18 protein-coding genes, 1 pseudogene and 1 riboswitch are annotated in these 24,615 nt (G+C 62.6%); of the genes and pseudogenes, 9 read left to right on the top strand and 10 right to left on the bottom strand.

The window, feature by feature from the left end:
• Positions 1 to 39 precede the first annotated feature (39 nt).
• From VVD49_RS02090 to VVD49_RS02080, 3 genes are all read right to left on the bottom strand, one after another.
• Positions 40 to 1,182 (bottom strand): EAL domain-containing protein, encoded by a 1,143-nt coding sequence (locus VVD49_RS02090; RefSeq protein ID WP_327597468.1) that lies wholly within the window; start codon positions 1,180 to 1,182, stop codon positions 40 to 42.
• Positions 1,183 to 1,575: 393 nt separating this feature from the next.
• A complete protein-coding gene (locus VVD49_RS02085; protein WP_327598931.1) occupies positions 1,576 to 2,457 on the bottom strand; it encodes a lysophospholipid acyltransferase family protein in 882 nt (293 codons plus the stop codon).
• Entirely contained in the window at positions 2,457 to 3,458 is a 1,002-nt protein-coding gene (locus VVD49_RS02080) for a lysophospholipid acyltransferase family protein (protein ID WP_327597467.1), read from the bottom strand. Before VVD49_RS02080 ends, VVD49_RS02085 begins: the two co-directional genes overlap by 1 nt.
• Positions 3,459 to 3,728: 270 nt before the next feature.
• On the opposite strand from VVD49_RS02080, the gene metK reads away from it, so the two are divergent.
• A complete protein-coding gene (gene metK, locus VVD49_RS02075) occupies positions 3,729 to 4,895 on the top strand; it encodes a methionine adenosyltransferase (protein WP_327597466.1) in 1,167 nt (388 codons plus the stop codon).
• 216 nt (positions 4,896 to 5,111) lie between these two features.
• On the top strand, positions 5,112 to 6,356 hold the full coding sequence (locus VVD49_RS02070; RefSeq protein WP_327597465.1) for an HD-GYP domain-containing protein: 1,245 nt from the start codon (positions 5,112 to 5,114) through the stop codon (positions 6,354 to 6,356).
• A gap of 6 nt (positions 6,357 to 6,362) precedes the next feature.
• On the opposite strand, the gene VVD49_RS02065 is transcribed toward VVD49_RS02070, so the two are convergent.
• On the bottom strand, positions 6,363 to 8,336 hold the full coding sequence (locus VVD49_RS02065) for a C13 family peptidase (RefSeq protein ID WP_327597464.1): 1,974 nt from the start codon (positions 8,334 to 8,336) through the stop codon (positions 6,363 to 6,365).
• Positions 8,337 to 8,487: 151 nt separating this feature from the next.
• A riboswitch (S-adenosyl-L-homocysteine riboswitch) is annotated at positions 8,488 to 8,604 on the top strand.
• A 74-nt stretch (positions 8,605 to 8,678) separates the two neighbouring features.
• Between VVD49_RS02065 and ahcY the strand changes: the two genes are divergently transcribed.
• Complete coding sequence (ahcY, locus tag VVD49_RS02060; protein ID WP_327597463.1) at positions 8,679 to 10,094, top strand: adenosylhomocysteinase; 1,416 nt, start codon at positions 8,679 to 8,681, stop codon at positions 10,092 to 10,094.
• Between the two features lie 55 nt (positions 10,095 to 10,149).
• Entirely contained in the window at positions 10,150 to 10,986 is an 837-nt protein-coding gene (gene metF, locus VVD49_RS02055; RefSeq protein ID WP_327597462.1) for a methylenetetrahydrofolate reductase [NAD(P)H], read from the top strand.
• Positions 10,987 to 11,049: 63 nt separating this feature from the next.
• On the opposite strand, the gene VVD49_RS02050 is transcribed toward metF, so the two are convergent.
• The 3 genes and pseudogenes from VVD49_RS02050 to VVD49_RS02040 all read right to left on the bottom strand — a co-directional run bounded on the left by VVD49_RS02050 (position 11,050) and on the right by VVD49_RS02040 (position 14,213).
• Positions 11,050 to 11,577 (bottom strand): GNAT family N-acetyltransferase, encoded by a 528-nt coding sequence (locus VVD49_RS02050; RefSeq protein ID WP_327597461.1) that lies wholly within the window; start codon positions 11,575 to 11,577, stop codon positions 11,050 to 11,052.
• Complete coding sequence (gene ubiB / locus VVD49_RS02045; RefSeq protein WP_327597460.1) at positions 11,578 to 13,116, bottom strand: ubiquinone biosynthesis regulatory protein kinase UbiB; 1,539 nt, start codon at positions 13,114 to 13,116, stop codon at positions 11,578 to 11,580.
• A gap of 80 nt (positions 13,117 to 13,196) precedes the next feature.
• Positions 13,197 to 14,213: pseudogene (locus VVD49_RS02040) on the bottom strand (alpha/beta fold hydrolase).
• A 228-nt stretch (positions 14,214 to 14,441) separates the two neighbouring features.
• On the opposite strand from VVD49_RS02040, the gene VVD49_RS02035 reads away from it, so the two are divergent.
• The 5 genes from VVD49_RS02035 (at position 14,442) to VVD49_RS02015 (ending at position 22,363) form a co-directional block, all read left to right on the top strand.
• On the top strand, positions 14,442 to 14,807 hold the full coding sequence (locus VVD49_RS02035; RefSeq protein WP_327597459.1) for a DUF805 domain-containing protein: 366 nt from the start codon (positions 14,442 to 14,444) through the stop codon (positions 14,805 to 14,807).
• A 5-nt stretch (positions 14,808 to 14,812) separates the two neighbouring features.
• The gene (locus VVD49_RS02030; protein WP_327597458.1) at positions 14,813 to 17,056 is read left to right on the top strand and encodes an FAD-binding protein; all 2,244 of its coding nucleotides are present in this window, start codon (positions 14,813 to 14,815) and stop codon (positions 17,054 to 17,056) included.
• A complete protein-coding gene (locus VVD49_RS02025; RefSeq protein ID WP_327597457.1) occupies positions 17,056 to 18,126 on the top strand; it encodes a hypothetical protein in 1,071 nt (356 codons plus the stop codon). The genes VVD49_RS02030 and VVD49_RS02025 overlap by 1 nt, the downstream gene beginning before the upstream one ends.
• A 349-nt stretch (positions 18,127 to 18,475) precedes the next feature.
• Positions 18,476 to 19,600 carry a uroporphyrinogen decarboxylase gene (hemE, locus tag VVD49_RS02020; RefSeq protein WP_327597456.1) on the top strand — a complete coding sequence of 375 codons (1,125 nt, stop codon included), beginning with the start codon at positions 18,476 to 18,478 and terminating at the stop codon, positions 19,598 to 19,600.
• Between the two features lie 579 nt (positions 19,601 to 20,179).
• Positions 20,180 to 22,363: a primosomal protein N' gene (locus tag VVD49_RS02015; protein ID WP_327598930.1), complete on the top strand. Its 2,184-nt coding sequence runs from the start codon at positions 20,180 to 20,182 to the stop codon at positions 22,361 to 22,363.
• A gap of 28 nt (positions 22,364 to 22,391) precedes the next feature.
• On the opposite strand, the gene VVD49_RS02010 is transcribed toward VVD49_RS02015, so the two are convergent.
• The 3 genes from VVD49_RS02010 to VVD49_RS02000 are packed head-to-tail and all read right to left on the bottom strand — an operon-like array spanning position 22,392 to position 24,560.
• Positions 22,392 to 23,069 (bottom strand): Rossmann-fold NAD(P)-binding domain-containing protein, encoded by a 678-nt coding sequence (locus tag VVD49_RS02010; protein ID WP_327597455.1) that lies wholly within the window; start codon positions 23,067 to 23,069, stop codon positions 22,392 to 22,394.
• A gap of 21 nt (positions 23,070 to 23,090) precedes the next feature.
• Positions 23,091 to 23,519 (bottom strand): cupin domain-containing protein, encoded by a 429-nt coding sequence (locus tag VVD49_RS02005; RefSeq protein WP_327597454.1) that lies wholly within the window; start codon positions 23,517 to 23,519, stop codon positions 23,091 to 23,093.
• Positions 23,520 to 23,579: 60 nt separating this feature from the next.
• Positions 23,580 to 24,560, bottom strand: a complete 981-nt coding sequence (locus VVD49_RS02000; RefSeq protein WP_327597453.1) for a transglutaminase family protein — start codon at positions 24,558 to 24,560, stop codon at positions 23,580 to 23,582.
• Positions 24,561 to 24,615: the final 55 nt, after the last annotated feature.

Genomic DNA, 24,615 nt, shown 5'->3' with positions numbered 1-24,615 from the left:
CCGGCGTGCGCTTCCGCTCCTGTCAGCGGGCGCGGCAAATCAGAACTGCGAGCCGAGCGGGAAGGTCTGGTCCAGGGCGGGACCGAACGACTCCACGGGCACCGGGCGGCCGGTTAGATAGCCTTGCAGGAGCTTGAAGCCTATGTCGCGGCAGACGTTAGCCTCGGCTTCCGTTTCTACACCTTCGGCCAGCGGGATGGAGCCGAGGTCGAGAATCAACCGCACCAGGTCGCCAACGACGCGGCGCTTGCGCTCGCTGGCGCGGTCGATCTCGCGGATCAGCGCCATATCGAACTTCACGAAGTGCGCGGGAATCTCGCCCAGCTCGTTGAGACGGGCCTGGCCCGCGCCGAAATCGTCGTAGGCGAAGCGCGCGCCGATGTCCTTGAGGCGCTCGGCGAGCACGCGCATTTGCGCAGTTTCCGTGACGGCGGTTTCGTGGATTTCCACGACCAGATTCATGTGTGGAAAGTCTTTCAGCACGTTCCTGATCGAGCGGTAAAACTCTTCCGTGAAGGTTTCCTTGGGGTGCGTATTCACGAAAACTGCATGGCCATTCAGATGCGGTGCCATGGCGCGCAGGCCATATTCACGAAAGGCGACGCTCAATTCGACTTCGCGATGCAGCGAAGCGGCCAGCTCGAACAGGCGTATCGGGGAGTTCGGCAGGGGCGGCATCTTGGCGCGTCCCAGCAGTTCGTAGGCGAACAGGCTACCGTCTGCAGCATGGACGATGGGTTGTGCCGCGCCGGTCAGGCCACGGCCACGCAGCAGTTCGATGAACTCTTCCTCATGCGCGACGAAATACTCTGAAAGCATGACGTCGGGCGAGATCACCATAGTGTGCGTCGGTGGCGGCGCGATGTTCTCGTCACCGATCTCGAGCGCCTTGAGACGGAATTCGGCCGTGCCGAAGTGGATGATGTCACCTACCTTGAGCAAACAGGAGCCTTCAATGCGCTCACGATTGACGAAGGAGCCGTTGGTGCTGTCGAGGTCGGTAAGCTTGAGAGAGGTGCTGACGTCGAGGGTCAGATAGGCATGTTGGCGGCTGAGCCCGACAGCGGCGATGGCGAGATGGTTATCAGGGTCGCGGCCGATGCGATAAGGCAGCTGATCAATGTTGCGCGTGACGATAGAACCGTCCGCAGCGACGGATTCCAGAAACCATTGTCTTTCCACGACAGGCCGCCCCCTACAGCTGAATGCGTGCACATGTGTCGCTGCTCGATTGCTCCCGATCAGCTTATGGCAATTATTGCGCGAGTCTAGACGAAGAGCGAGCCCTGCGCGCACTTGCGTGCCCGTTTAGCCCCTGTTTACCGGGGGCCTGGGGCAAGACTGCGCTGGAGTCCATCGCGCTCCGTCGAAGCGTGGGCGTATGACGAGTCTCCGTTATTGAACCCTTCCTCGTCGAGGCCGGGTCGGCGCTCATGGCCGCGTCTGCGCTCACTGCTCTTCAGGTATTTCGGCGAAAACCGTTCAAGTCTGAAGCCTGCGATCTGTAAAAGATGTTCGCTGTCACTGCAGGGGCTTCAGGGTGAGCGCCGCCGGATGGGGCCGCGCCCGGGTATGTCAGTACAGGCGGGGCTCGCCAGGCGGGCGAGTCTTGAAGCGTTTGTGCACCCAGTAGTACTGCGCCGGGATCTTGCGCACTTCGCTTTCGATCCAGGCGTTCATGCGCGCAGTGTCTGCCTCCACACTCTCGCCGGGAAAGTCTGTCCAGAGCTCGCCGAACTCACCGACGTAGCCACGGCCCCAGGGCTTCATGCGCACGACAAGCGGGATGACGACCGCATTGCCGAGGCGTGCAATGCGCGGCAAGCCCGGAATGGTGGCCGTCTGTACGCCGAAGAAGGGCGCAAAGATAGACTCCTTCGGACCGTAGTCGAGATCGGGCAGATAGTAGAAAGGGCGCCCCTGCTTGATGGCGCGCACGGCGCCGCGAATGCCTTCCTGGCGAGACAGCAGGATTTGCGATCGAAAGCGTGTGCGGCCATGCAGCAACATTTTCTCCAGCACCTTGTTGAGCTGTGCGGCATACATGCTCACGCAATCCAGCTCCATGGCCATGCGGGCGCCTGCCATGTCGAGGCCGACGAAATGCGGGACCAGCATGACGACGCCCTGACCGGCGGCGTGTGCGGCATGTACTTTTTCAACGCCGGGCAGCTCCACCAGACGACGGATGCGCGCTTCGCTGGCCCACCAGATCACGCCGCGCTCCAGCATGCTGCGCGTTACCGCCACGAAGTTCTGGCGTGCCAGACGGCGCCGCTCGCCAAGGCTCAGCTCGGGAAAACATAGTCCCAGATTGATCATCACCACACGGCGGCGCGGCACGACGAGCACGTACAGCACATGCCCCAAGGCCCAGCCGAAGGCGGCCTGTAGCGGCAGTGGCAGCCAGTGCAGCAGCCACATGAATGCGAGGAAGATGCGGGTGAAGAGTTCGATCACTGTGCGGGCCGTTGTGGCGTTGCCGAAGCAGCGCTGGATGCAATGTCTGCGGAGGCGTCCGGTGCTGCCACGCCCGCCGGTACCTTGTAGCGGTTGTAGCCCCACAGGTATTGCGTCGGGCGGCGCTGGATGACTCTTTCGATATTGCGGTTGATGAGGTGCACGCGTTCTTCCAGTGTGCCGGTTATGGCCTCGTGTGGCTCAAGAACCTGGATGCGCCAGCCTCGGCCGATGATGCGCTCGCCCCAGAACAGCAGGACGGCAGCATTCTGGACTTCGGAGAGTCGGGCGGCCAGGGTCATGGTGTAAGCCGGCTTGCCGAAGAAAGGCGACCATTGACCCTCGCCATTGCCCGGCGCCTGGTCTGGTAGCAGGCCCGTGGCTTCGCCCTGGCGCAAGGCCTTGATGAGGCGTCGCACGCCGCCGAGATCGGCCGGGGCGAGCTTGATGTGACCTTGTTCGCGCCCGGCACGCAGGATGGGTTCGATGACGCTTTGCTTCGGCGGGCGGTAGAGAACGGTCATCGGCATGCGTTCGCCGATGTAGAGCGAAATGATCTCGAAACAGCCCAGGTGAGGCGTCAGCGCGAGCACCGCGCGGCCTTCTGCTCGCAGGGCTTCGACTTTCTCCCAGCCCTCGACCTCGATGACATGGCCGAGCACCTTTGCCAGTGGCTGCTGCCAGATGTACGGCAACTCGAACATCATGCGGCCAGTTTCCATGGCGGCTTCGCGCAGTTCGCCGGACGTAGGCGGGCGCTGCAAGCCGAGCGCCATATTGTCACGCATGCGCAGGCGGTAGCGACCCGAGAAGCGGTAGGTCAATAGACCGCCGATGGCTCCCAGACGATGCAGGGTGGGAAGCGAGAAACGGCCAAGCCAGCGGAACAGGCTCGAAATCAATGCGGATGAGTGCGTGGGCAAGTGCGGTGCAGGGGCAATGAGTGTCTGGTTCGTCTCGGGCGCTTGCTGGCTGGCGAGCAATCGCTGCTGAGGCATTTTAATTCAATGGCGTGCCACGGTAGCCAACTGATTTCAGGCGCCTTGCGTTGGCGCAGGGCGGCGGCTTGAGCAGCATATCGACGCCGGGGTACAATTCGCCCTCGCCGAGTTAAAGACAACTTGCAGGGCGTGGGCCGAGCGGCCAGACTCATTGTTGAACATGAGGTCTGACTGGTCATGCCGAAATGCTGCTAAAGCGTCGTCCGCTCGAACCCCGGAGTCGGCCGCGCCGATGATTCCGGGGTTTTTCGTTTCAGGAGCAGACATATGAGCAATGAATTCCTCTTCTCTTCCGAGTCGGTCTCGGAAGGCCATCCAGACAAGGTTGCGGACCAGATTTCCGATGCGGTGCTGGACGCGATTCTCGCCGTCGACCCGCGCGGCCGTGTGGCCTGCGAAACGCTGGTGTCCACCGGCCTCGTCGTGATCTCGGGTGAAATCACCACCAATTCGCACATCAACTACCGTGAGATCGCACAGGACACCGTGCGCCGCATTGGCTACGACAACTCCGATATCGGTTTCGACTACAAGAGTTGCGCGATCCTGACGGCCATCAATCGCCAGTCCAGCGATATCGCTGCGGGCGTCAACGAAGGCGAGGGCATCGATCTCGACCAGGGCGCGGGCGACCAGGGCCTGATGTTCGGCTACGCCAGCAACGAGACCCCCAGCCTCATGCCGCTGCCGATCTACTATGCGCACCGCATCATGCAGCGCCAGGCTGAAGTGCGTAAGGACGGCCGCCTGCCATGGCTGCGTCCGGACGCGAAGAGCCAGCTGACGGTCAAGTATGTAGACAACAAGCCGGTCGCCATCGACACCGTTGTCGTGTCGACCCAGCACAGCCCGGACGTTTCGCACGCTCAGCTGTCCGAGGCGGTGATCGAAGAAATCATCAAGCCGGTGCTGCCGAAGGAGCTCATTACCGGCAACGTGCGTTACCTGGTTAACCCGACAGGGCGTTTCGTTATCGGCGGCCCGCACGGCGATTGCGGCCTGACCGGTCGCAAGATCATCGTCGACAGCTACGGCGGCATGGGCCGTCACGGCGGCGGCGCGTTCTCGGGCAAGGATCCATCGAAGGTGGACCGTTCGGCTGCTTATGCTGCGCGTCACGTTGCCAAGAACCTGGTCGCAGCCGGAGTGGCTGATCGTATTGAAGTACAGGTTGCCTACGCCATTGGCGTGGCCAAGCCAGTGTCGCTGTCGGTCAATACTTTCGGTACGGGCAAGATTGCGGACGACAAGATCGTTGCCCTGATCGAACGCCACTTTGATCTGCGTCCAAAAGGCATCATCCAGTCGCTCGATCTGCTGCGTCCGATTTATTCGAAGACTGCCGCGTATGGTCACTTTGGCCGTGACGAGCCCGAGTTCACCTGGGAAAGCACGAACAAGGCGGCCGCGATTCGCGCTGACGCAGGTCTCTAAGACCGGGAAGGGCAGATGAAGTCGTGTCACGAGGAATCGACACGAAACACTCTGCAACAAAAAAGGCCGCTGCAAGCGGCCTTTTTTACGTGTTTTCACCTGTTGGACCCGCCGTGTCCGGTCAAGTTCGGGCCGGCGTCGCCGTTATGAACAAAGGGATGCGCGGCATGCTGCGGGGTATGTGCTGCGCCCACATAATCTTGTTCAATCGGGGCCATGCTCAAACGCATCAGGGTCGATCAGCTTCGCATCGGTATGTATCTCCATGAGCTTTGCGGCTCCTGGCTCGAACATCCGTTCTGGCGTTCCTCATTCCTCATTGCGCAGGAGAAGGAGCTGGACCGCATCCGCAAGAGCGGGGTGCGCGAGGCTTGGATCGACACCAGCGCGGGGCTCGACGTCGAGCCCGAGGCCGAGCCGCAGGCGCTGACCAAGCCCGAGTCGGACCGCGTTACGGACCAGGAGCTGGCTGCCATTGATGACGGCGCCCTGTCGCTCGAGCGCTGTTCCATGGCCGAAGAGATGCAGCGCGCCGCGCGCATCTGTGACCGGACGCGCGACGCGGTCGCAACGATGTTTTCCGAAGCGCGCATGGGGCGTGCCCTCGATGCAACCGGAGCGGTGTCCCTCGTCGAGGAAATCTCGGCCTCGGTCTTCCGCAACCCTGGGGCCCTGATCAGTCTCGCTCGCCTGAAAACCAGCGACGACTACACCTATATGCATTCCGTTGCAGTGTGTGCACTGATGATTTCGCTGGCGCGACAACTGCGCCTCGACGATACACAGGTGCGCGACGCCGGCATGGCTGGCTTGCTGCACGACATAGGCAAGATGCATATACCGAACGAGATTCTCAACAAGCCCGGGCGTCTGACCGATGGTGAGTTTGATGTCGTGCGTGCGCATCCCGAAGCAGGCTATCGCATGTTGCTCGAAGGGACTGGCGTGAGCGAGGCCGCGCTGGACGTCTGTCTGCACCATCACGAGAAAATGGACGGCTCGGGCTACCCGCACAAGCTGGCGGGCGAGCAGATCAGCCTGCTCGCGCGCATGGGCGCGGTGTGTGATGTGTACGACGCGATCACCTCGAATCGCCCTTACAAGCGCGGCTGGGATCCGGCCGAATCACTGCGCAAGATGACGGAGTGGTGCAAGGGGCATTTCGACGAGTCCGTATTCCATGCCTTTGTGCGCAGCCTCGGCATCTACCCCATCGGCTCGCTGGTGCGCCTGCACTCGGGCCGCATTGCTGTCGTTGCCGAGCAGTCGCAGAGCTCGCTGCTGGCGCCCATCGTGCTGGCCTTCTACTCCACCCAGCGCAAGGCGCGCTTCGAGCCCCTGCGCCTCGATCTGTCAGACAAGACGACGGGTGACGGTATCGCCAGCCGCGAAGATCCGGACACCTGGAAGTTCGCCGATCTGGATTCGTTGTGGATGAACAGCGCTGGCGTGCCGGCCTGAGCGTCCTTAGCTTCCCGATGCCTGTGTAATCCGCCGCAACAGCGGCTTCACAGTTTCCCCGCCGCCCACCTGCGGCTCCGACGGCGTCAGTCCTTCTGCTTTCTCACGCTCGGCAATGGCTTGTTTTGCCATGTCGAATGCTTCTTCGAGCGAGCGCGTCTTGCGCAGCGCTTCATCGAAGAAAGCGCGTCCGAAGAAAGTCCAGTCCGCTTCATGGCTGCAACCGTGCGAGTTGCGATCGGCGCGCGCCGCCGTCATCACCCAGGTGTTGGCATCGGCCAGCGGCGGTACGAAACCGCCCGAGTAGCACGACGACACGATGACTACGCGATGACGGATGCCGGCCTTGTCCAGCGCCGTCTTGAGGCGTTGCGGCGTGAGATCGTCGAACTTGAACGGCCACATGCTGATGTCGAAGCGGAAGTCATCGCCGCCATGTGAGGTCATGAACAGCAGCAGGACGTCCTCGTCGCGATTCATGCGCTCGCCGATGCCGTGCAGGGCTTCGTCCAGTGCCGTCACGCTGGCCAGCGGATATTCATTCAGGGTAGTCGGGTTGTTGAGCAGTACGGCGCTGTGGCCAGCCGTGCCGAAGCGCTCCGCAAACAACTGGTTCACGCTCTTCACTTCGCGCATGAACACGTCCTGGCTGCCATGTCCGCCAAGGGACAGCAGGAACAGTTCGGGCTTGCCCGGCTGACCGGGTTTGACCTGTGCCATCGCTTCGGCGAGCAGGCGCGGCTGGCTGTAGAGGATGGCTTCGCGGGTCGGCGCTTCCCAGCGCTCGCGCTGTTCGGCGGTGGATTCCGGCTCGTGTTCATTGGCGACCCACATCGGCTGGTTGCGTGGCACCAGGAACATCGGCAGGGCCAGCAGGCACATGACGATCAGGATGGCGCCTACGCGTTGCTCCGGCGGCATGTCAGTACTGCGCACCAGTGCCGGCACGGTCGCGAACATGCCGTATGCAAACGGAAACCACCAGACCAGCATCGCAGCGCTGCCGAGCGTCTGCCAGGCAGTTTCCGGCAGGAAGCCGAGGCCCTGCGCAAGCACCGCCATCCAGCACCACATGGCCTGCACGCCGACTGCGGCGCGCAAGGCGGTCGATGGATTGTCGGCAATGCGTGCGGCAAGCCACGCAGCCAGCAGCAGCCAGGGTGGGCCATACAGGCTGCCGGTCAAGGCGTAGCCATTGAAGCTGCCGTCCAGGCCCGCGCGCAGCAGGTCGCTCGCCAATCCTGCGAGGATGGGGATGGTCACCAGCCCCACCAGCTGTGGCACTGATGCGTGCAGGTGACGCGTCGCGCTACGCCGCAGGCAGAGCAGCAGCAGGCCTGCGAGCAGGTTGTCGACGAGGGGGCGGAAGAACGAGGTTTGCGTGGGCTCGACCGCGACCGGGGCAGCGGTCACATGTGTGGCTGTCGTTGCGTGCTGTCCGAGCGCTGCGACAAACTCCTCGCGTGCTGCTTCGCTGGCGAAGCAGCGATGCGGGATGGACAGGCCGTGATAGTTGCGCAGGAAAATCAGGGTTACCTGCACACGCGATTCGATGCTCTCTACGGCAGACCACGGAATGCGGCTATCGCCGTTGTCGCTCGTCAGGAAGAGCCCGTCGGGCTGCACGGCGATGCGATATTGCGCAGCCGTCTTGCGCGCCAGCAGCAGGAAGCGCTGGCGGCTGGCCAACAAGACCGTGACGAGGACGCCCGCGAGGATGATCACCATGCCGAGCATTGGCCAGGTTTTGAGCTGGCTGATGCCCCCGCCGATCACGGCCCAGCACAGCAGCATGACCAGCAGGTTCTGCGGGCGCAGGCCGCTTTCCCCGGTCGGCTTCAAGCGTGCGCCGCTTGCGCGCAAAAGCGCTACGCGTTCTTCGAGGCTCGTGTCTACTTCGACAACCAGCTCTGCGGGGCCGGTCGGAGATGCCAGATGGCTGTGTGTAGTGTTGTCTTGATCGTAATCGGGGTCTGTCACGAAAAACTCCGGGATTAGGGGCGCTGGGCAACGTTCTGCAGCTCGCGACTATAGCGCCCTGCATTCCGTCAGCCCAGCGGGCCAGCTTGGCGCCGCCAGGCAGGGGTACTCCGGGGGTGCCAGCCGGGCACTTTCTCCGTATAATCCGCATCTCTCCGAGGGGCGCTGCGAGATGTCGTTCAGGCATTCCAGGCTCGGAACCCGGCAGTTTATTTGCTCAATGAGTTTGCTCAATGAGGCCGGCAAGATTCAACTGCGCTCACCTGTTCAACCGTGCCGGACACGGGAAGACGGTGAGAAGTGCACACCTCTCCCTCCGGCCATACGTTCAAGGAGCTAACAATGAACGCTGTGGCAAATCCATCTTTCAATGATTACGTCATTGCCGATCTGAAGCTGGCCGACTGGGGCCGCAAAGAGATCAAGATCGCCGAAACCGAAATGCCGGGCCTGATGGCCATTCGCGAAGAGTTCGCGAAGACTCAGCCGCTCAAGGGCGCGCGCATCACCGGCTCGTTGCACATGACCATCCAGACCGCCGTGCTCATCGAGACGCTGACGGCACTGGGCGCCGAAGTGCGCTGGGCATCGTGCAACATCTTCTCGACACAGGATCACGCCGCTGCTGCCATCGCTGCTGCGCAGATCCCCGTCTTCGCCGTCAAGGGCGAAACCCTCGTCGACTACTGGGACTACACGCACCGCATCTTCGAATGGGCTGACGGTGGCTACTCCAACATGATCCTCGACGACGGCGGCGACGCGACCCTGCTGCTGCACCTTGGTGCCAAGGCCGAGAAGGATCTGTCTGTTGTCGCCGATCCGAAGTCGGAAGAAGAGACCATCCTGTTTGCCGCCATCAAGGCCAAGGTCGCGACGGACCCGACCTGGTACTCGACGCGCCTTGCGCAGATCAAGGGCGTGACCGAAGAGACCACCACCGGCGTGCATCGCCTGTACCAGATGCATCAGCGCGGCGACCTCAAGTTCCCGGCCATCAACGTCAACGACTCGGTCACCAAGTCCAAGTTCGACAACCTGTATGGCTGCCGCGAATCGCTGGTTGACGGCATCAAGCGCGCTACCGACGTCATGATCGCCGGCAAGATCGCCGTGGTCGCTGGCTATGGCGACGTGGGCAAGGGCTCGGCACAGGCGCTGCGCGCACTGTCGGCGCAAGTCTGGGTCACCGAAATCGACCCGATCTGCGCGCTCCAGGCCGCCATGGAAGGCTACCGCGTCGTGACCATGGAATATGCGGCTGACAAGGCCGACATCTTCGTGACGACCACCGGCAACTTCAATGTCATCACCCACGATCACCTCAAGGTGATGAAGAACAATGCCATCGTCTGCAACATCGGTCACTTCGACAACGAGATCGACGTCGCCTCGCTCGAGAAGTACCAGTGGGAAGAGATCAAACCACAGGTCGATCACGTCATCTTCCCGGACGGCAAGCGCATCATCCTGCTGGCCAAGGGTCGCCTCGTGAACCTCGGCTGCGGCACGGGCCACCCGAGCTACGTGATGTCCTCGTCGTTCGCCAACCAGACCATCGCGCAGATCGAGCTGTTCACCAAGACCGGCGAATACCCGGTCGGCGTCTACACGCTGCCGAAGCATCTCGACGAGAAGGTCGCACGTCTGCAACTCAAGACGCTCAACGTGCAACTGACGACGCTGCGTCCGGATCAGGCTGCCTACATCGGTGTGCCGGTCGAAGGTCCGTACAAGGCTGATCACTACCGGTATTGATGGATCGTGAATACGCGCGCAGTGATGCGCGCGTATTTGCTGACGGAAGCAAGACATGAACAACAAGATACCTTTCAGCATCGAGTTCTTTCCGCCTGCGACGCCTGAAGGCATGACCAAGCTTCAGGGCGTGTGCGAACAACTCGCTACCCTGGGACCGGAGTTTTTCTCGGTGACCTACGGTGCAGGCGGCTCAACCCGCGACCGCACCTTGCAGGTCGTTCGTGAGATCTGCGCTGCAGGCCATGACGCTGCGCCACACCTTTCGTGTATCGGCGCAACGCAGGACAGCATCCGCGATCACCTCGCCGAATTCCGCGAGATCGGCGTTAAGCGCATCGTCGCGTTGCGTGGCGACCTGCCTTCGGGCATGGCCGATCCGGGCGAGTTTCGCTATGCCAACGAGCTGGTGGAATTCATCCGCGAGGAGTCCGGTAGCGAGTTCTTCATCGAGGTCGCCTCCTACCCTGAGACGCACCCACAGGCACGCAATGCAGACGCCGACATGGCGGCTTTCGTGAAGAAGGTGAACGCCGGCGCCAGCTCGTCGATCACACAGTACTTCTACAATGCCGATTCGTACTTCTACTTCGTCGATGCAGCACGCAAGGCCGGCGTGACGATTCCCATCGTCGCCGGCATCATGCCGATCGCCAGCTTCACCAAGCTGTCGCGTTTCTCCGAGTCTTGTGGCGCGGAAATCCCGCAATGGATGCGTCGCAAGTTCGAAGGCTTCGGCGACGATGCCGAGAGCGTGCGTGCATTCGGGCTGGATGTCGTGACTTCGCTGTGCGAACGTCTGATTGCGGGCGGCGTGCCGAGTCTGCATTTCTACACGCTGAATCAGGCGGGGCTGACGACGGCGCTGGTGCAGCGGCTTGGTCTGGTTTGATGTTGTACGTTCGAAAGTAAAAAGCCTCCGTACGGAGGCTTTTTTATTCTCTGGAATGGAGAGTCATGGGAGCGGGTGACGGCTTGCTTTCTGAATGCTCATGATATGGAGATCAAAGTACAGAGCTCCTTTCTTCACGGCCTTGCGCTTGACTCCTTCGCGCTCAAAACCAAAGGCTTCGTACAGGTGAATGGCGGGGGCGTTATTGCTGATAACTTCGAGTTCGATACGCTCTAGCACTGACACTGTGTCAAACCATGAGAGCGCAGCTTGAAGCAACGCCTTTCCAATCCCTTTGTTTCGCTGGCCGTGCCTGACGTTAAGTCCGAGCCCGATGGCATGGTTAACATGCGGACGCCCGAAGCGCGTGAGGTTGATGGTGCCAACTAGGTCGCCCCGGCTCTCGGCAACGAAGATTATGGAGCTTTCACCCGTGTGTGTAGCCATCCAGGACCGCACTTGCTCCAGCGTTGGCGATTGTGCTCTCGGGCAGAGTGTGTCGAGGTTCTCTGCAAAAATGTCCGTCATGAAGCTCTCGTACAGCTTCGCGTCATCCAGGGACGCGGCACGGATGAGAACGGCGTCGGACATCTATTGATGTAAGACCAGATATGCCACAAGCACGATCAACACGACAAGACTTGCTGTCAGCAGCGTGCTGATACGCCGCTGCGAACGTATCTGCATCTCGATGACGGAGAGTTGTAGTGCTACCTGATCACGTCTCGAATCATTCAGGGTTTGATGTAGCAGCCGTGGAATCTGCGGCAGTGTGGCAGCCCAGTTCGGCGCTTCTTCCTTGACGTGGCGCAAGAGTGCGCGCCAGCCCATCTGGTCGTTCATCCAGCGCTCGAGGAAGGGCTTGGCGGTGTCCCAGAGGTCGAGCTCCGGATCGAGCTGGCGGCCGAGGCCTTCGATATTGAGCAGGGTCTTCTGCAGCATCACGAGTTGCGGCTGCACTTCCATGTGGAAGCGGCGCGCGGTCTGGAACAGGCGCAGCAGGGTCTTGCCGAAGGAGATCTCTTTCAGCGGCCTGTCGAAAATCGGTTCGCAGACAGCGCGGATGGCGCTTTCGAATTCGTCGACGCGTGTGTCGGCAGGTACCCATCCGGCATCGAGGTGGGCTTGCGCGACGCGCTTGTAGTCGCGCTTGAAGAAGGCGAGGAAGTTTTGCGCGAGGTAGGCTTTGTCGCGATCGGTGAGCGTGCCCATGATGCCGAAATCCAGCGCGATGTACTGGCCGCGTCTTGGCAGCTCGGTGTCGACGAGGATGTTGCCGGGGTGCATGTCGGCGTGAAAGAAGCCGTCACGGAAAACCTGGGTGAAGAAGATCTCGACGCCTGCACGTGACAGCGCTGACAGGTCGACACCCTTCTCGCGCAATACGTCGATCTGCGAAATCGGCAGGCCGTGCATGCGCTGCATGACCATCACGGCCGGACCGCAGAAGTCCCAGTAGACCTCGGGCACGGCAAGCAGTGGCGAATCCTTGAAGTTGCGGCGCAGTTGCGAGCAGTTGGCGGCCTCGCGCATCAGGTCAAGTTCGTCCTGCAGGTGCTTGGCGAACTCGGCGACGACTTCGCGCGGCTTGAGGCGACGGCCGTCAGCCCACAGCTTTTCGATGATGGTCGCGGCGACGTCGAGCAGGCCCATGTCCTTGGCGATGATCTTGTCGATGCCGGGCCGCAGGATCTTGATGGCGACTTCGGTACCGTCCGGCAATGCGCCGAAGTGCACCTGTGCGACGGAGGCGGAGGCAACCGGCGCCAGGTCGAAACGCGAGAACACTTCATTGACGGGCCTGCCGTACTCCGCCTGCAGGCGCGCCAGCGCGAGTTCGGTAGGGAAGGGCGGCACGCGGTCTTGCAGCTTGGCCAGTTCGTCTGCCAGTTCGGGGGCCAGCAGGTCGCGTCGCGTGGACAGCATCTGGCCAAACTTGACGAAGATCGGGCCAAGCGATTCGAGCGCGAGGCGTAGTCGTACTTCTGGCGACTCGGCGAAGCGCCGCCGTGGCAGCAGGCGCTGCAACCAGGCGCCGATGCGGGTCGTGGCGGCATGGTCGAGGATCATCTGATCCAGGCCATGGCGAAAGCCGACGAGAGAGATACGGGCGAGGCGGAGTAGACGCACGGGGTTTGCGGGAGCGGGCAAAGGCGGGATGTTAGCGCAAGGGTGGGCGACTGTCCGTCAATACGCGACGGACCTGGCGCTCACAGCTTGCCGAGGAAGCCCAGCAAGGCCGCATTGAAGGCCTCGGGCGTCTCGATCTGCGGGATGTGGCCGGCCTCTGGCAGGATCTGCAACTCGGCGCGCGGTAGCAGGCTCGCGAGGTGCCGACCCTGCGCCAGCGGCGTGACCGTGTCGCGCTCGCCCCAGATCAGCAGAGCCGGGATGTCCAGCTTGCGGTAGGCCGCTGGGTTGGCACTCAACAGGCCCTCGGTGGCTTCGCCGAACTGCATGGCCCAGCGCCCGAAGGCCGCCGTCGTGCCCTGGCGCGCAAAGGGCTGTCGGTAGAGGTCGACGCGCGCAGGGGTGAGGGCTTCATGGCGCGTCGTGAATTGCTCGAGAAAGAAGCGCGTCAGCGCCGGATTGGTCGCTGTCGTGGCGATCAAGGTATTGCGCAGCGCCGACCAGCGCAGCGGCCATGGCGACTGTGCGTAGGCATGGGGTGGTGTGTCGACGGCCAGCGCGGCGTCGACCAGGGCGACAGCGCGCACGCGCTGTGGCGTGCTAAGGGCGACCTGCATGGCGGCGCGGCTGCCGAAGGAATGGCCGACGAGGATCGCATCGCGAATGCCGAGTGCATCCAGCAGGCCGAGGATGCGCTGTGCCTGACGCGGCGTGCTGTAGTCCTGGTCGGCAGGGCGCTACGAGTAACCGAAGGGTGGCAGGTCAGGTGCGATGACGCGATAGCCTTTGGCGGCGAGCGCGTTGAGCGTGTCGCGCCAGGTCTCGCTCCAGGCGCCGGTGCCGGGGATGAATACCACCGGCACGCCATCAGCGGGGCCGGACTCCTGCACGAAGAGTTTGACGTCAGCGCTGATGATGAAGCGGCCTGTGGGTGGCACGCCTTGACCGTCGGCAAGCCGTTCGCGGAAGTGCGCCGCGATGCGGAACCCGATCGGCGTGACAACTCCGATCACGATGACGATTGCCACTAGCCAGAGGGCCGTGCGCGCGGCACGCCGTGGCCAGGACGGTGCGTTGCTGTGAAAGAGTTTTTGCATGAAGCGGACTGTCTCCTCGCTTGGTGCGGCGCACGAAGTATGCATCAGGGTTGTTCGCCTTTGGCCGCCTGTCGCGTCGGCGAAAAAATGTGCGTGCAGCCGGCCTTGCAGATGGCGGTGCGCGTGGCACAATCGCGCAGCAAGGCTGGAGCGGGCACCAGGCCTTGCTGCCGGTGACGGTAAAAAATCGGGTAAATAGGTCGGGCACTCAATAGACGCGGAGAGCGCATGTCAATGTCGTCGGGACGGCTGTACCTCACACTCTCTGGGCGCATTCCGCGTTCCACCTTCAATATTTCCCTGCTGGCCCTCGCGGCGGGTTTCTTCATCCTCTATGTGTTCATGCAGACGGTCTTCGGCTTGCAAAGCACGCTTCTGCTCTATCCCTTTTTCGCATGGGCGGCGCTGGCGATTGCCTGCAAGCGGCTGCACGACCGTGGCCAATCGGTGTTGTATCTGCTAGTGCTGCTGATCCCCCTGCTCGGTCCGCTGTGGGTCTTCGTCACGTTGTGCTGTCGCGCTGGGTCGGAAGGTGAGAACCAGTACGGCGAAGACAGTCTGGCGCGTCACGCTGACTACCTGACGGTGAGCTAGTCGATATGAGTAACGAACAGATCATCGTCAATGATGCGACCGGACTCAATCCGGTTTCCGTGTGGGCCGTTTCTGCACCCGTGACTGTCGAGGATGTGCAGGAGGCAGTGCGTCGCACCAAAGTGCCGATTTCGGTGGGGGGCGGTCGCTTCAGCATGGGCGGGCAGACTGGCAGTCCGGGCAGCCTGCATCTCGACATGCGCAAGCTCAACAAAGTGTTGTTCTTCGCGCCGCAGGAAAAAATCATCCGCGTGCAGGCGGGCGTGCGCTGGTGTGACATCCAGCGCTTCATCGATCCACATGATCTGTCGGTCAAGATCATGCAGAGCTACGCCAACTTCACGGTGGGTGGCTCGCTGTCGGTGAATGTGCATGGCCGCTACACGGGCCTTGGCCCGCTGATTCTTTCCGTGCGGTCCATCCGTCTGGTGCTGGCGAACGGTGATCTGGTCGACGCGACGCCGACACTCAACGCCAGGCTGTTCTACGCGGCCATTGGGGGCTACGGCGCGATCGGCGTCATCGTCGAGGCTGAGCTGGAGCTTGCCGACAATTGCCGGGTCGAGCGTTTTGCCGAGAAGATGCCCAGCACTAAATATGCTGAGTGGTTTGCGAAGAAGGTGCGTAACGCACCGACGGCGGTCTTCCACAATGGCGACATCTATCCGCCGCACTATTCGAGTGTGCGCGCGGTCACCTGGGTTGAGACCAAGCGGCCCGTCACTGCGCCCTATCGTCTCCAGCCTTTCCGTCGTCGCTACGCCTTGCAACGCCTGATGCTGTGGGCTGTGTCGGAAACCCGCTTCGGCAAGTGGCGCCGGGAGCATCTCTACGATCCGGTGCTGTATTTCCGTCGTCCGGTGCATTGGCGTAATTTCGAGGCAGGCTATGACGTTGCGGAGCTGGAACCGCCGTCACGCTTGAAGACGACCTACGTGCTGCAGGAGTATTTCGTACCGGCCAAGCGCTTTGACGAATTCGTGCCCAAGCTGGCGGAAGTGCTGCAGCGTCACCGCGCGAACGTGCTGAATATTTCCATTCGTCATGCGGCCGCCGACCCCGGTTCCCTGCTGGCCTGGGCGCGTGGCGAGACCTTTGCGTTCGTGCTGTATCACAAGCAGCGTACGCGGGATAACGCGCGTGAGCGCGTGGCGGTGTGGACGCGCGAATTGATCGATGCCGTGCTGAGCGTGGGCGGCACCTACTACCTGCCGTACCAGCCACATGCCACACCGGACCAGTTCCATCGCGCCTACCCCGGTGCGCGCGAGTTGTTCGCGCTGAAGCGCGAATTCGATCCCGATTACCGCTTCCGCAACATCCTGTGGGACAAGTACTACGTGCCGACCCTGCATGAAGGCGAGGCGCCGGTGGAGTTGCCTGATTCGGAATTTCATCGCGTGTATGCCGATGTCAATCAGCGCGACAGTTTCTATCGCTTCCTGCAGAACATCTTCCACCTGTATCCGGAAGACCGCTTCCATGCGCTGATCCGTCAGGCGTGTCGTGCGCATGGCGACGACTCGTCGATCTATCGTCAGGTGCAGCAGATGCTGCCGCAGATCAAGCCTTTCCTGTCGGAGCTCACCTACGCCTTGCCGGCGCTGAAGAAGCAGAAAAAGGAGATGCTGCGCCAGACACTGGAGTTACTGGGCGACAAGCGCAGCATCAGCGGCTACATCGAGATCGGCAGCACAGGGCGCTACATCAGCGCGTTGAAAGGGCCGATCCGCTTTCGCGGCGACATCGTGCTGATCAACGACGTGGCGCCGACCAACTCGCCGGCCGACATCATGGAGCGGGGCGGTTTGTCGCAGATCGGTCGCTGGTTGCCGCTGGACATGTACGCGCCCATCAGTGAAGACGATGTGCGCGATCACAGCGTCGATCTCGTCACCTGCTACATCGGCCTGCATCACATCGATCCACCAGACCTGCAGCCCTTCCTCGCGTCGATCCACCGCGTGCTGCGTCCGGGTGGCCTGTTTATCCTGCGCGACCACGACGTCACGAATCAGGAGATGGACGATTTCGTGTCGCTGGCGCACACCGTCTTCAACCTGGGCCTCGGCGCATCGTGGGAAACCAACTTCGCCGAGCCGCGCTTCTTCGCCTCGATCGATGACTGGGTGGCGCGCCTCGCGGCGGCTGGGTTCAAGGACAGCGGCGAGCGCCTGCTGCAGGACAACGACCCGACGCGCAACGTGTTGATGGCATTCACCAAGCAGGGCCTGGGCGGGGCAGCCTGATGCGCGGGGTCGTACTGCGCCGTATCCTGAGTGCACTGGTCGCGATGTGCTTCGTCGTGGCGTGTGGCATCGCGGCATCCAGCACCAGGGATGTCCAGAGATCCCTGACGCCTGTCGAGCACCACCGCGGTGAAGAGCAGACCTGGCTGACCTTCCCCGAGTGGTATCTGGTGCATAGCCCGGCCGAGTTTGCGCGCTACATGGCGGCGCAGCGCCCGCCCAGCGAGTTCCCGTTCCTCGGTCATGTCGGGCAGCTGTGGTCGAGCTACGGGCAGGTCATCAAGGCGACGCGCGACCGCACATTCAATGCGGGCTATCACGTGATGATCGTCGTCATCGCGACCAGTACGACTATCGAGTACGGCCTGCGCGAAGCCTATGAAGTGCTGATCGGCCGGCTGGGTGAATTGACGCGGCGACATGGGCCGACAGCCGAGGAAAAGCTGGCTGCCAAGGTCGCGCAGGACTACGTCGATTTCGTTCGCGTGTCGCCCTGGTATGACTTCGATTTCTGGACGCCGCTGCGTGCGGTGTGGCGCGATACCGGCTGCGGCGGTGACGACGTCGTGCGCAAGTGGGAGCGCAAGTACGCGCTCAGCACCGAGTATCTCGCCAAGGGACTTTACGGCTGGGTCATTCGCAAAGCGACCCACGCCAGTTACGAAGCGCCGCTACTGACGACGGCCGTGGTCGTCGATCGCTGGGTCGATCGCATCTCCGGTAGCTGGCCCGAGATGAAGCGCGTCAGCAGCTTCCGCGATGGCGGCGAACTGGTCCTGTTGCCGCGCTACGAGGCGTTCAAGGGCGTGGCGACTGCACTGGCACGCAGCGGCGCCAACTTCGTCGAGATCGCCGGCAACCCGCGCGATGCGCTGATCCTCGTCAGCGTGCTGGTGAGCGACCAGTGGCAGCCTGATGCGCGCGGGGTGCATACCCTGTTCGAGCAGCCGGTGCTGACCGAGCCTGGCCGCAAACGTGCCGTGCTCGAGGTGCGGGTGGGGGAGCTGGCACAAGTGCTGCGTGAGTTCGACGGCATGCAGGTCACCGTGGAGCACGCGTACGACTATTGATGTCCTGCGCGCCTGCTGCAGGAGCCGTATCCGTCTCCCTGCCCAGCCGCGTGCGCTGCTTCGATTGCGCCGGGGCTGATCTGCGTGTGGCGTCCGGCTTGGGTTGGCGCGCTGCTGCTCGGCCGGGTCTTGTCGCTCTCCCTGTTTCGGGTCGCAAACCTGGCAGATCCGTGCGGTCGGCGCCGCGTTTTTCATGTGGCGCAAGTAGCTGCGCAGATCAAGATCGATACAAGATCAAGGTGCAGAACCCCTTGTCTTGATACTTTCTGTGCAAGACGCGAAATTCATTAGCCGCCCCAATTTGCCAGCGTTACAATCCGCCTCCCGATCCGACATGGGGTGATGTGCGATGAGCCGTCCCACCAACGACACCCTGCTGCGCGCACTGCTGCGCGAGCCCACCGATTACACGCCTGTCTGGCTCATGCGCCAGGCCGGCCGCTATCTGCCCGAGTACCGCGAGACGCGTGCGCGCGCAGGCAGCTTTCTCGATCTGTGCAAGAACCCGGGCTTCGCGACGGAAGTGACGCTGCAACCGTTGGCGCGCTTTCCGCTCGACGCGGCCATCCTGTTTTCCGACATCTTGACCGTGCCTGATGCGATGGGGCTCGGCCTGTACTTCGCCGATGGCGAGGGCCCGCGCTTCGAGCGTCCGCTGCGTACCGAAGCCGCCATTCGCGAGCTGAGCGTGCCGGGCATGGAGTCGCTGCAATATGTCTTCGATGGCGTCAGCGAAATCAGCAAGGCGCTCAAGGGCAGCGTGCCGCTGATTGGTTTCTCCGGCAGCCCGTTCACGCTGGCCTGCTACATGATCGAAGGCGGCGGCTCGGACGACTTCCGCAATGTGAAGGCGCTGATGTACAGCCGCCCGGACCTGCTGCATCGCATTCTCGACATCAATGCGCAAACGGTCGTGAAGTACCTCAACGCGCAGATCGAGCGCGGCGCGCAAGCCGTGATGGTGTTCGACACCTGGGGCGGCGCGCTGTCCACGCATGCCTACCGTGAATTCTCGCTGCGCTACATGCAGCAGATCGTCGATGGCGTGACGCGTACCCGCGATGGCGAAATGGTGCCGCTTGTGTTGTTCACCAAGGGCGGCGGCCAATGGCTGGAAGACATCGCGCAGACCGGTTGCGACGCGGCCGGGCTCGACTGGGCGACCGATCTCGGCGTGGCGCGTGCGCGCGTCGGTCATCGCATCGGCCTGCAAGGCAATATCGATCCTGGCGTGCTTATGGGCAGCCCGCAAGGCGTCGAGGCCGAAGTGAAGCGCGTGCTGGAAGACTTCGGCCCGCACTACGGTCACGTCTTCAATCTGGGGCACGGCATCTCGCAGCATGCCCCGCACGACAATGTGCGCGTGCTGGTTTCGACCGTTCACGAACACAGCCGTCGCATGCGCGCCGAGCAGCCATTTGGCGAATCCGCTGCACCGGTCGAGGACTGGGTCAGCCCCATCATTCAGCTCTGAGAAAGCGTGTTTCAGGGGTGACGTGGGCGATCTGGAAAACCTCATCGCCCGGAGCGCCCCGGTGTGGTGCAATTCACGTTCCTGACTCGCCCAAAAGCCTTTATTGGTGCGGTTCTCCATGCATGACATTTGCGTGAATGGGGGATGTGGCCGCTCCCCGGGGCTTGACTTATGCACACACAGCCGTTCCATCGCAGCGTAAGAGGCCGGGCGCTTTTTACAATTTCGTGAATGCTTATCAAGTCTTTGTTTTAAAAAGACTATTGTGTATATTTCTGTGGCTAGCATGAAACAGAATGCTTGTGCAAGCTGCTTTATACAAACTGTCGAAAGAGTCTTTCCCACATTTTTATCCACAGCTTCTGTGGACAAGGAAATTTGGAATTCACCGGCAACGGCTTGCAGGAAATAGCTCATCTTTTGCCTCATCAATGTGTCGCAAGTTAATGATGTCACTACCTTTTCAAGCCGGCCTGCCTCGCACGAAGCGCGCATGCCCCAAGATGAGCCGGAGCGAATAGGGTGACGTCGCCCGTTTCGCCGGAAAACGGGGGCGTTGGCGCGGCCCGCCGTGTGGCGCTGCGGGTGGCTCGCATTGCGCTGCCTTTGCCCAAACCCCGCCTGTTCGATTACCTCGTGGAAGACCGCGATGGGCTCTCCGTTGGCCTGTGTGCCCGCGTGCCTTTCGGCCCTGGCGAGAAGACTGGCGTGATCGTCGCGCTCGACCCGGCGGATGCCATGTCGCACGATAAACTCAAGCCGCTGCGCGAACTGCTCATCGATGTTCCACCCTTGCCAGGCCCCTGGTTGGCCATGGCGGAGTTCGCCGCGCGCTATTACCAGCACCCGCTTGGCGAGGTGATCGCGACAGCGCTGCCGCCGGGGCTCAAGCGCGCGGTGCGCCTGCCGCGCGAGGATGATCCGCTGCTCGCCGCGACGGCAGAAGGGCGCGCAGCGTTGGCGGCGGCGAAGAAACTCACGCGGGCCTTGGCGGCCGTGAGTCTCGTCAGCAGCGCAGGACCCATGCGCCGCAGCGCCATGCTGGAACAGCTCGACGAGGGCGCGGCGACGGGCCTGCGTGATGCGCGCAACAAGGGTTGGCTCGAGGTGGTCGCAGTCAGTGGTGACGTCGCCATGCTCGACGCCATGGCGCTCAATCCCCAGCAGGCGGCAGCCGTGGCCGCCATGAGCGCTTCGCTCGGGCGCTTCGAGAGCTTCCTCCTGCATGGCATTACCGGCAGTGGCAAGACCGAGGTATATCTGCAGCTCATCGCTGCGACGCTGGGGCAAGGCAAGTCCGCCCTCATGCTGGTGCCCGAGATCGGGCTGACGCCGCAATTGCTCGAACGTGTCGCCGGGCGCTTCCCCGGCGCGCGTCTTGTTTCCCTGCACAGCGGCCTTGCCGACGGCGCGCGCTCGCGCGGCTTCGTGCAGGCGCTGCGTGGCGAAGTCGACATCGTGCTGGGCACACGTTTGTCCGTCTTCGCGCCGTTGCCGAATCTCGGGCTGATCGTCGTGGACGAAGAACATGACGCGTCGTTCAAGCAGCAGGAAGGTCTGCGCTACTCGGCACGTGACATGGCCGTGTGGCGGGCGCGTAACGAAGGCATTCCCATCGTTCTGGGTTCGGCAACCCCTTCGCTGGAGAGCTGGTTGCATGCCGATGCAGGGCGCTACACCCGTTTGTCATTGACGCAGCGCGCCGTCGCCGAAGCGCCGCCTTCAGTGAGGCTCATCGACACGCGGCGCATCAAGCTCGATCAGGGGCTCTCCCCGCATCTCGTCGAAGCTCTGCGCGAACGTCTGGAGCGTCGCGAGCAGAGCCTGGTATTCCTGAATCGTCGAGGCTACGCGCCTGTCATTACCTGCCCGACCTGCAACTGGGTCAGTGCCTGCAAGCACTGCTCGGCGAACATGGTGTTCCATCAGGCCGACGCCATCCTGCGTTGCCATCATTGCGGGGCGGAAGAAAGAGTACCGCGTACCTGTCCGGACTGTGGCAGCCATGACGTGCACGCCTTTGGCCGTGGCACGCAGCGCCTTGAAGAGCGCCTGGGTGAGTACTTTCCGACCGCGCGCATCCTGCGCGTCGACCGCGACTCGGTGAAGACGCCGGCGCAGTGGGCCGCCGTGCGCAGCCAGATCGACTCGGGCGAAGTGGACATCCTCATCGGCACGCAGATGCTCGCCAAGGGGCACGACTTCCCGCGCCTCACGCTGGTCGGCATCGTCGGCTCCGACGCCTCGCTGTATTCCTCCGACTACCGCGCACCCGAGCGTCTGTTCCAGCAGCTCATGCAGGTTGCCGGTCGGGCAGGGCGCGCGGAATTGCCCGGCGAGGTCTTGATCCAGACCGAGTTCGTCGATCACCCGCTATTCCGCCACCTTGCGTCACAGGACTTTCCTGGTTTCGCCGCCATGCAACTCGGCGAGCGCAAGCAGGCCGGCTTTCCGCCCTACAGCTATCACGCCGTGCTGCGCGCGGAAGCGCCGGAGCTGAAGGAGGCTGTCGAGTTCCTCAGGATCACGCGCATGGCCGCGCAAATGATCACCACCGAAACCAGCCTGCCGGTACGCCTGTTCGATCCCGTGCCGATGCGTCTCGTGCGCCGCGCGCGCCTCGAGCGCGCACAACTTGTCATCGAGGCTGATTCGCGCGCCATGCTGCAAACGCTGCTGACGAGCTGGGTCATGGGCCTGCATGCCATGCGACTGCCACGTGACCTGCGCTGGCATCTGGACGTGGATCCGGGCGATCTCTAGCGGTACGCGTGGGGGCGCGGGTTTCGCCCTAAGCGCTGGCAGCCCTGCCGGCTGCAGCATTGATGTCTCGCACTTCCATGATGGATTGCGGCGCGCCCTGTCGCGCAACGGCAATCATCGCGCGCGCGACCTGTTCCGACGTGCTGACCGACTGCGGGAACGCAGCCAGCATGACGCCCCACAGGGGGCGTGTCAGCGAATACAGCAAGCGATAGCTGCGTGTCTTTGACTGGATCCCGTGCATCGGAATGATGCCGCCAGGACGGAACATCACGGCTTTGAAGGGCAGCATCAGCAAGGCGTTCTCGGTTGCGCCCTTGACCCGTGCCCACATGCTGCGTCCGCGCTCACTGCTATCGGTTCCCGCGCCGGAGATGTAGATGAAGCTCATGCCCGGATTGAGCCGGGCAAGTGGTCTTGCGGCGGCCAGGGTCAGATCAAATGTGATGCTGCGATACGCCGCTTCACTCATGCCGGCTGAAGAGACGCCGAGGCAATAGAAGCATGCGTGGTAACCGATCAGATCCTCTTCCATTGCGGAGAGGTCAGAGAGATCGGGCTGGGTCTTCTCTTCGAACTTGAGGTGCTTGAATCCGCTCGGGCTGCGCGCGATCGAAAGCACTTTTTCGATGCCGGAATCATTCATGCACTCACGCAGCACGGCTTGCCCGACCATGCCGCTTGCTCCGAACAGAATCACCTTCATGGTCTTCTCTGTGAAAACGGCTCAGGGGTCGGTGCTCTTCGGTGGGTGCTCTGCAAACCATGCCGCGATGCCGGGCATGGCCTGCTCGAAGTCTCCCGGGATGGAGAGGTTCAGCACGGCCGCGCGTTCGCCTGTCCTGTTCTCGAAGTCGTGAAGCGTGCCGCCGGGGACGAGCACGAACGAGCCTCTGGTTGCGTGGGTCCAGTGTTCGCCGATCAGCACGCTCATGGTTCCTTCGATAACGTAGAAGATGTCGTCCTCGTCATGCGAGTGCGGCCCCGGGCCTTGCGTGTGTGGTTCGAGGCTCCACTCAGAGATGGAGTAGCGGCCTTGCGTTTCCGCGCCATCCGCCTTGAATACGGCGGCAATGCGACCCATCGGGTAGGCGCGCCCCTGGCCCGGTTCAAGGATTACGGCATCACGCGGAGAGGTTGATTCAGAGGCGTTCATGGTGCGCTCCAGTTGGTAGGGGCAATCGCGGATGTGTGGGCTTACCCGGGGTGGCCGGGCTCATTCCGCGACGGTGTCGGAGGCAGCGTCGCCCGGCCCGTCCAGACGACGCACGCTGACCTGCACGTCCATGCCGGCAAAGTCCTCTGCAGCGCCGAACCATGCGCCCGATACCGGCGCGGCCTGCTCCGGTTTGCGCGTATACGCCACGCGGATCAGGTCCGTGCCGCCCACGAGTGTGTTCGTCGGGTCGTAGGGAACCCAGCCTGCGCCGGGCAGGAAGACATGCAGCCAGGCGTGCGTAGCACCGGCGCCTTGCACCGGCACTTCATCGCGGCTTTCGATCTGGCGCGTGCCTTGTTGCAGGCTGCTGTTGCTGATCGCCGGCGTGGCGGGCGTGTCCAGTGTCATGTCATACAGGTAGCCCGACACGAAGCGCGCGGCGAGCCCCAGGCTGCGCACGGCCTCCATCATCAACAGGGCGAAATCGCGACAGGTGCCCTGCCTGGCGTTCAGGGTCTCGGCCGGGCGTTGTGTGCCCATGGCGTCACGCGCCTGGTAGTGGAAATCGCTGCGGATCGCGGCGTTCAGGTTGGCGAGGATGTCGCGGGTGTGGATGGTGCCGCGCCGGGGCAGGAACTGCGCCACCCACTCGAGTAGCTGTGCCTGATCCTCGGGGTACTGTGGTGGCAGGAAGGCGGCGAGATCGCGACTCTCTTCCGCGCCGTACTGGAAGGGGTAGTTCTCAGCCTCAGGCGCCAGCGGCAGTTCGAGGTTCTGCACGCCGAAGTGCTCGATCACGAAGCGCGCATGCAGCGTCAGCCTGTCTGCTTCGATCAAGGGCTCGACAACGGCTACGGAGTTCGAGAATACGTCCTGCACCCAGTACTGCTTGCTATGGGGCGAGACATCCAGCGTCGCCCGCAGGACCCGGATGTCATGCGCGGCGCGCGGCCGGAACATCAGGCGATGCGGACCGAAGGCAACGGGCTGGTTGTAGCGGTAGGTCGTGACGTGCTCGACTTCCAGGAATACCGACATACCCCGCCTCCCGTATGCTGGCCCTGCCTTGCGGACGTCGCAGGGCAACGGCACA

The sequence above is a fragment of the Uliginosibacterium silvisoli genome, from assembly GCF_036017035.1.
Classification (GTDB): Bacteria; Pseudomonadota; Gammaproteobacteria; order Burkholderiales; family Rhodocyclaceae; genus Viridibacterium; species Viridibacterium silvisoli.
Note: the sequence above shows the minus strand (reverse complement) of the source record. Positions and strands in the feature narration are given on the sequence as shown.

Coding starts and splice junctions, on each gene's coding strand:
- VVD49_RS02080 (WP_327597467.1), bottom strand. CDS start 3,458: ATGCCTCAGCAGCGATTGCTCGCCAGCCAGCAAGCGCCCGAGACGAAC.
- metK (WP_327597466.1), top strand. CDS start 3,729: ATGAGCAATGAATTCCTCTTCTCTTCCGAGTCGGTCTCGGAAGGCCAT.
- VVD49_RS02070 (WP_327597465.1), top strand. CDS start 5,112: ATGCTCAAACGCATCAGGGTCGATCAGCTTCGCATCGGTATGTATCTC.
- ahcY (WP_327597463.1), top strand. CDS start 8,679: ATGAACGCTGTGGCAAATCCATCTTTCAATGATTACGTCATTGCCGAT.
- metF (WP_327597462.1), top strand. CDS start 10,150: ATGAACAACAAGATACCTTTCAGCATCGAGTTCTTTCCGCCTGCGACG.
- VVD49_RS02050 (WP_327597461.1), bottom strand. CDS start 11,577: ATGTCCGACGCCGTTCTCATCCGTGCCGCGTCCCTGGATGACGCGAAG.
- VVD49_RS02035 (WP_327597459.1), top strand. CDS start 14,442: ATGTCAATGTCGTCGGGACGGCTGTACCTCACACTCTCTGGGCGCATT.
- VVD49_RS02030 (WP_327597458.1), top strand. CDS start 14,813: ATGAGTAACGAACAGATCATCGTCAATGATGCGACCGGACTCAATCCG.
- VVD49_RS02025 (WP_327597457.1), top strand. CDS start 17,056: ATGCGCGGGGTCGTACTGCGCCGTATCCTGAGTGCACTGGTCGCGATG.
- hemE (WP_327597456.1), top strand. CDS start 18,476: ATGAGCCGTCCCACCAACGACACCCTGCTGCGCGCACTGCTGCGCGAG.
- VVD49_RS02010 (WP_327597455.1), bottom strand. CDS start 23,069: ATGAAGGTGATTCTGTTCGGAGCAAGCGGCATGGTCGGGCAAGCCGTG.
- VVD49_RS02005 (WP_327597454.1), bottom strand. CDS start 23,519: ATGAACGCCTCTGAATCAACCTCTCCGCGTGATGCCGTAATCCTTGAA.
- VVD49_RS02000 (WP_327597453.1), bottom strand. CDS start 24,560: ATGTCGGTATTCCTGGAAGTCGAGCACGTCACGACCTACCGCTACAAC.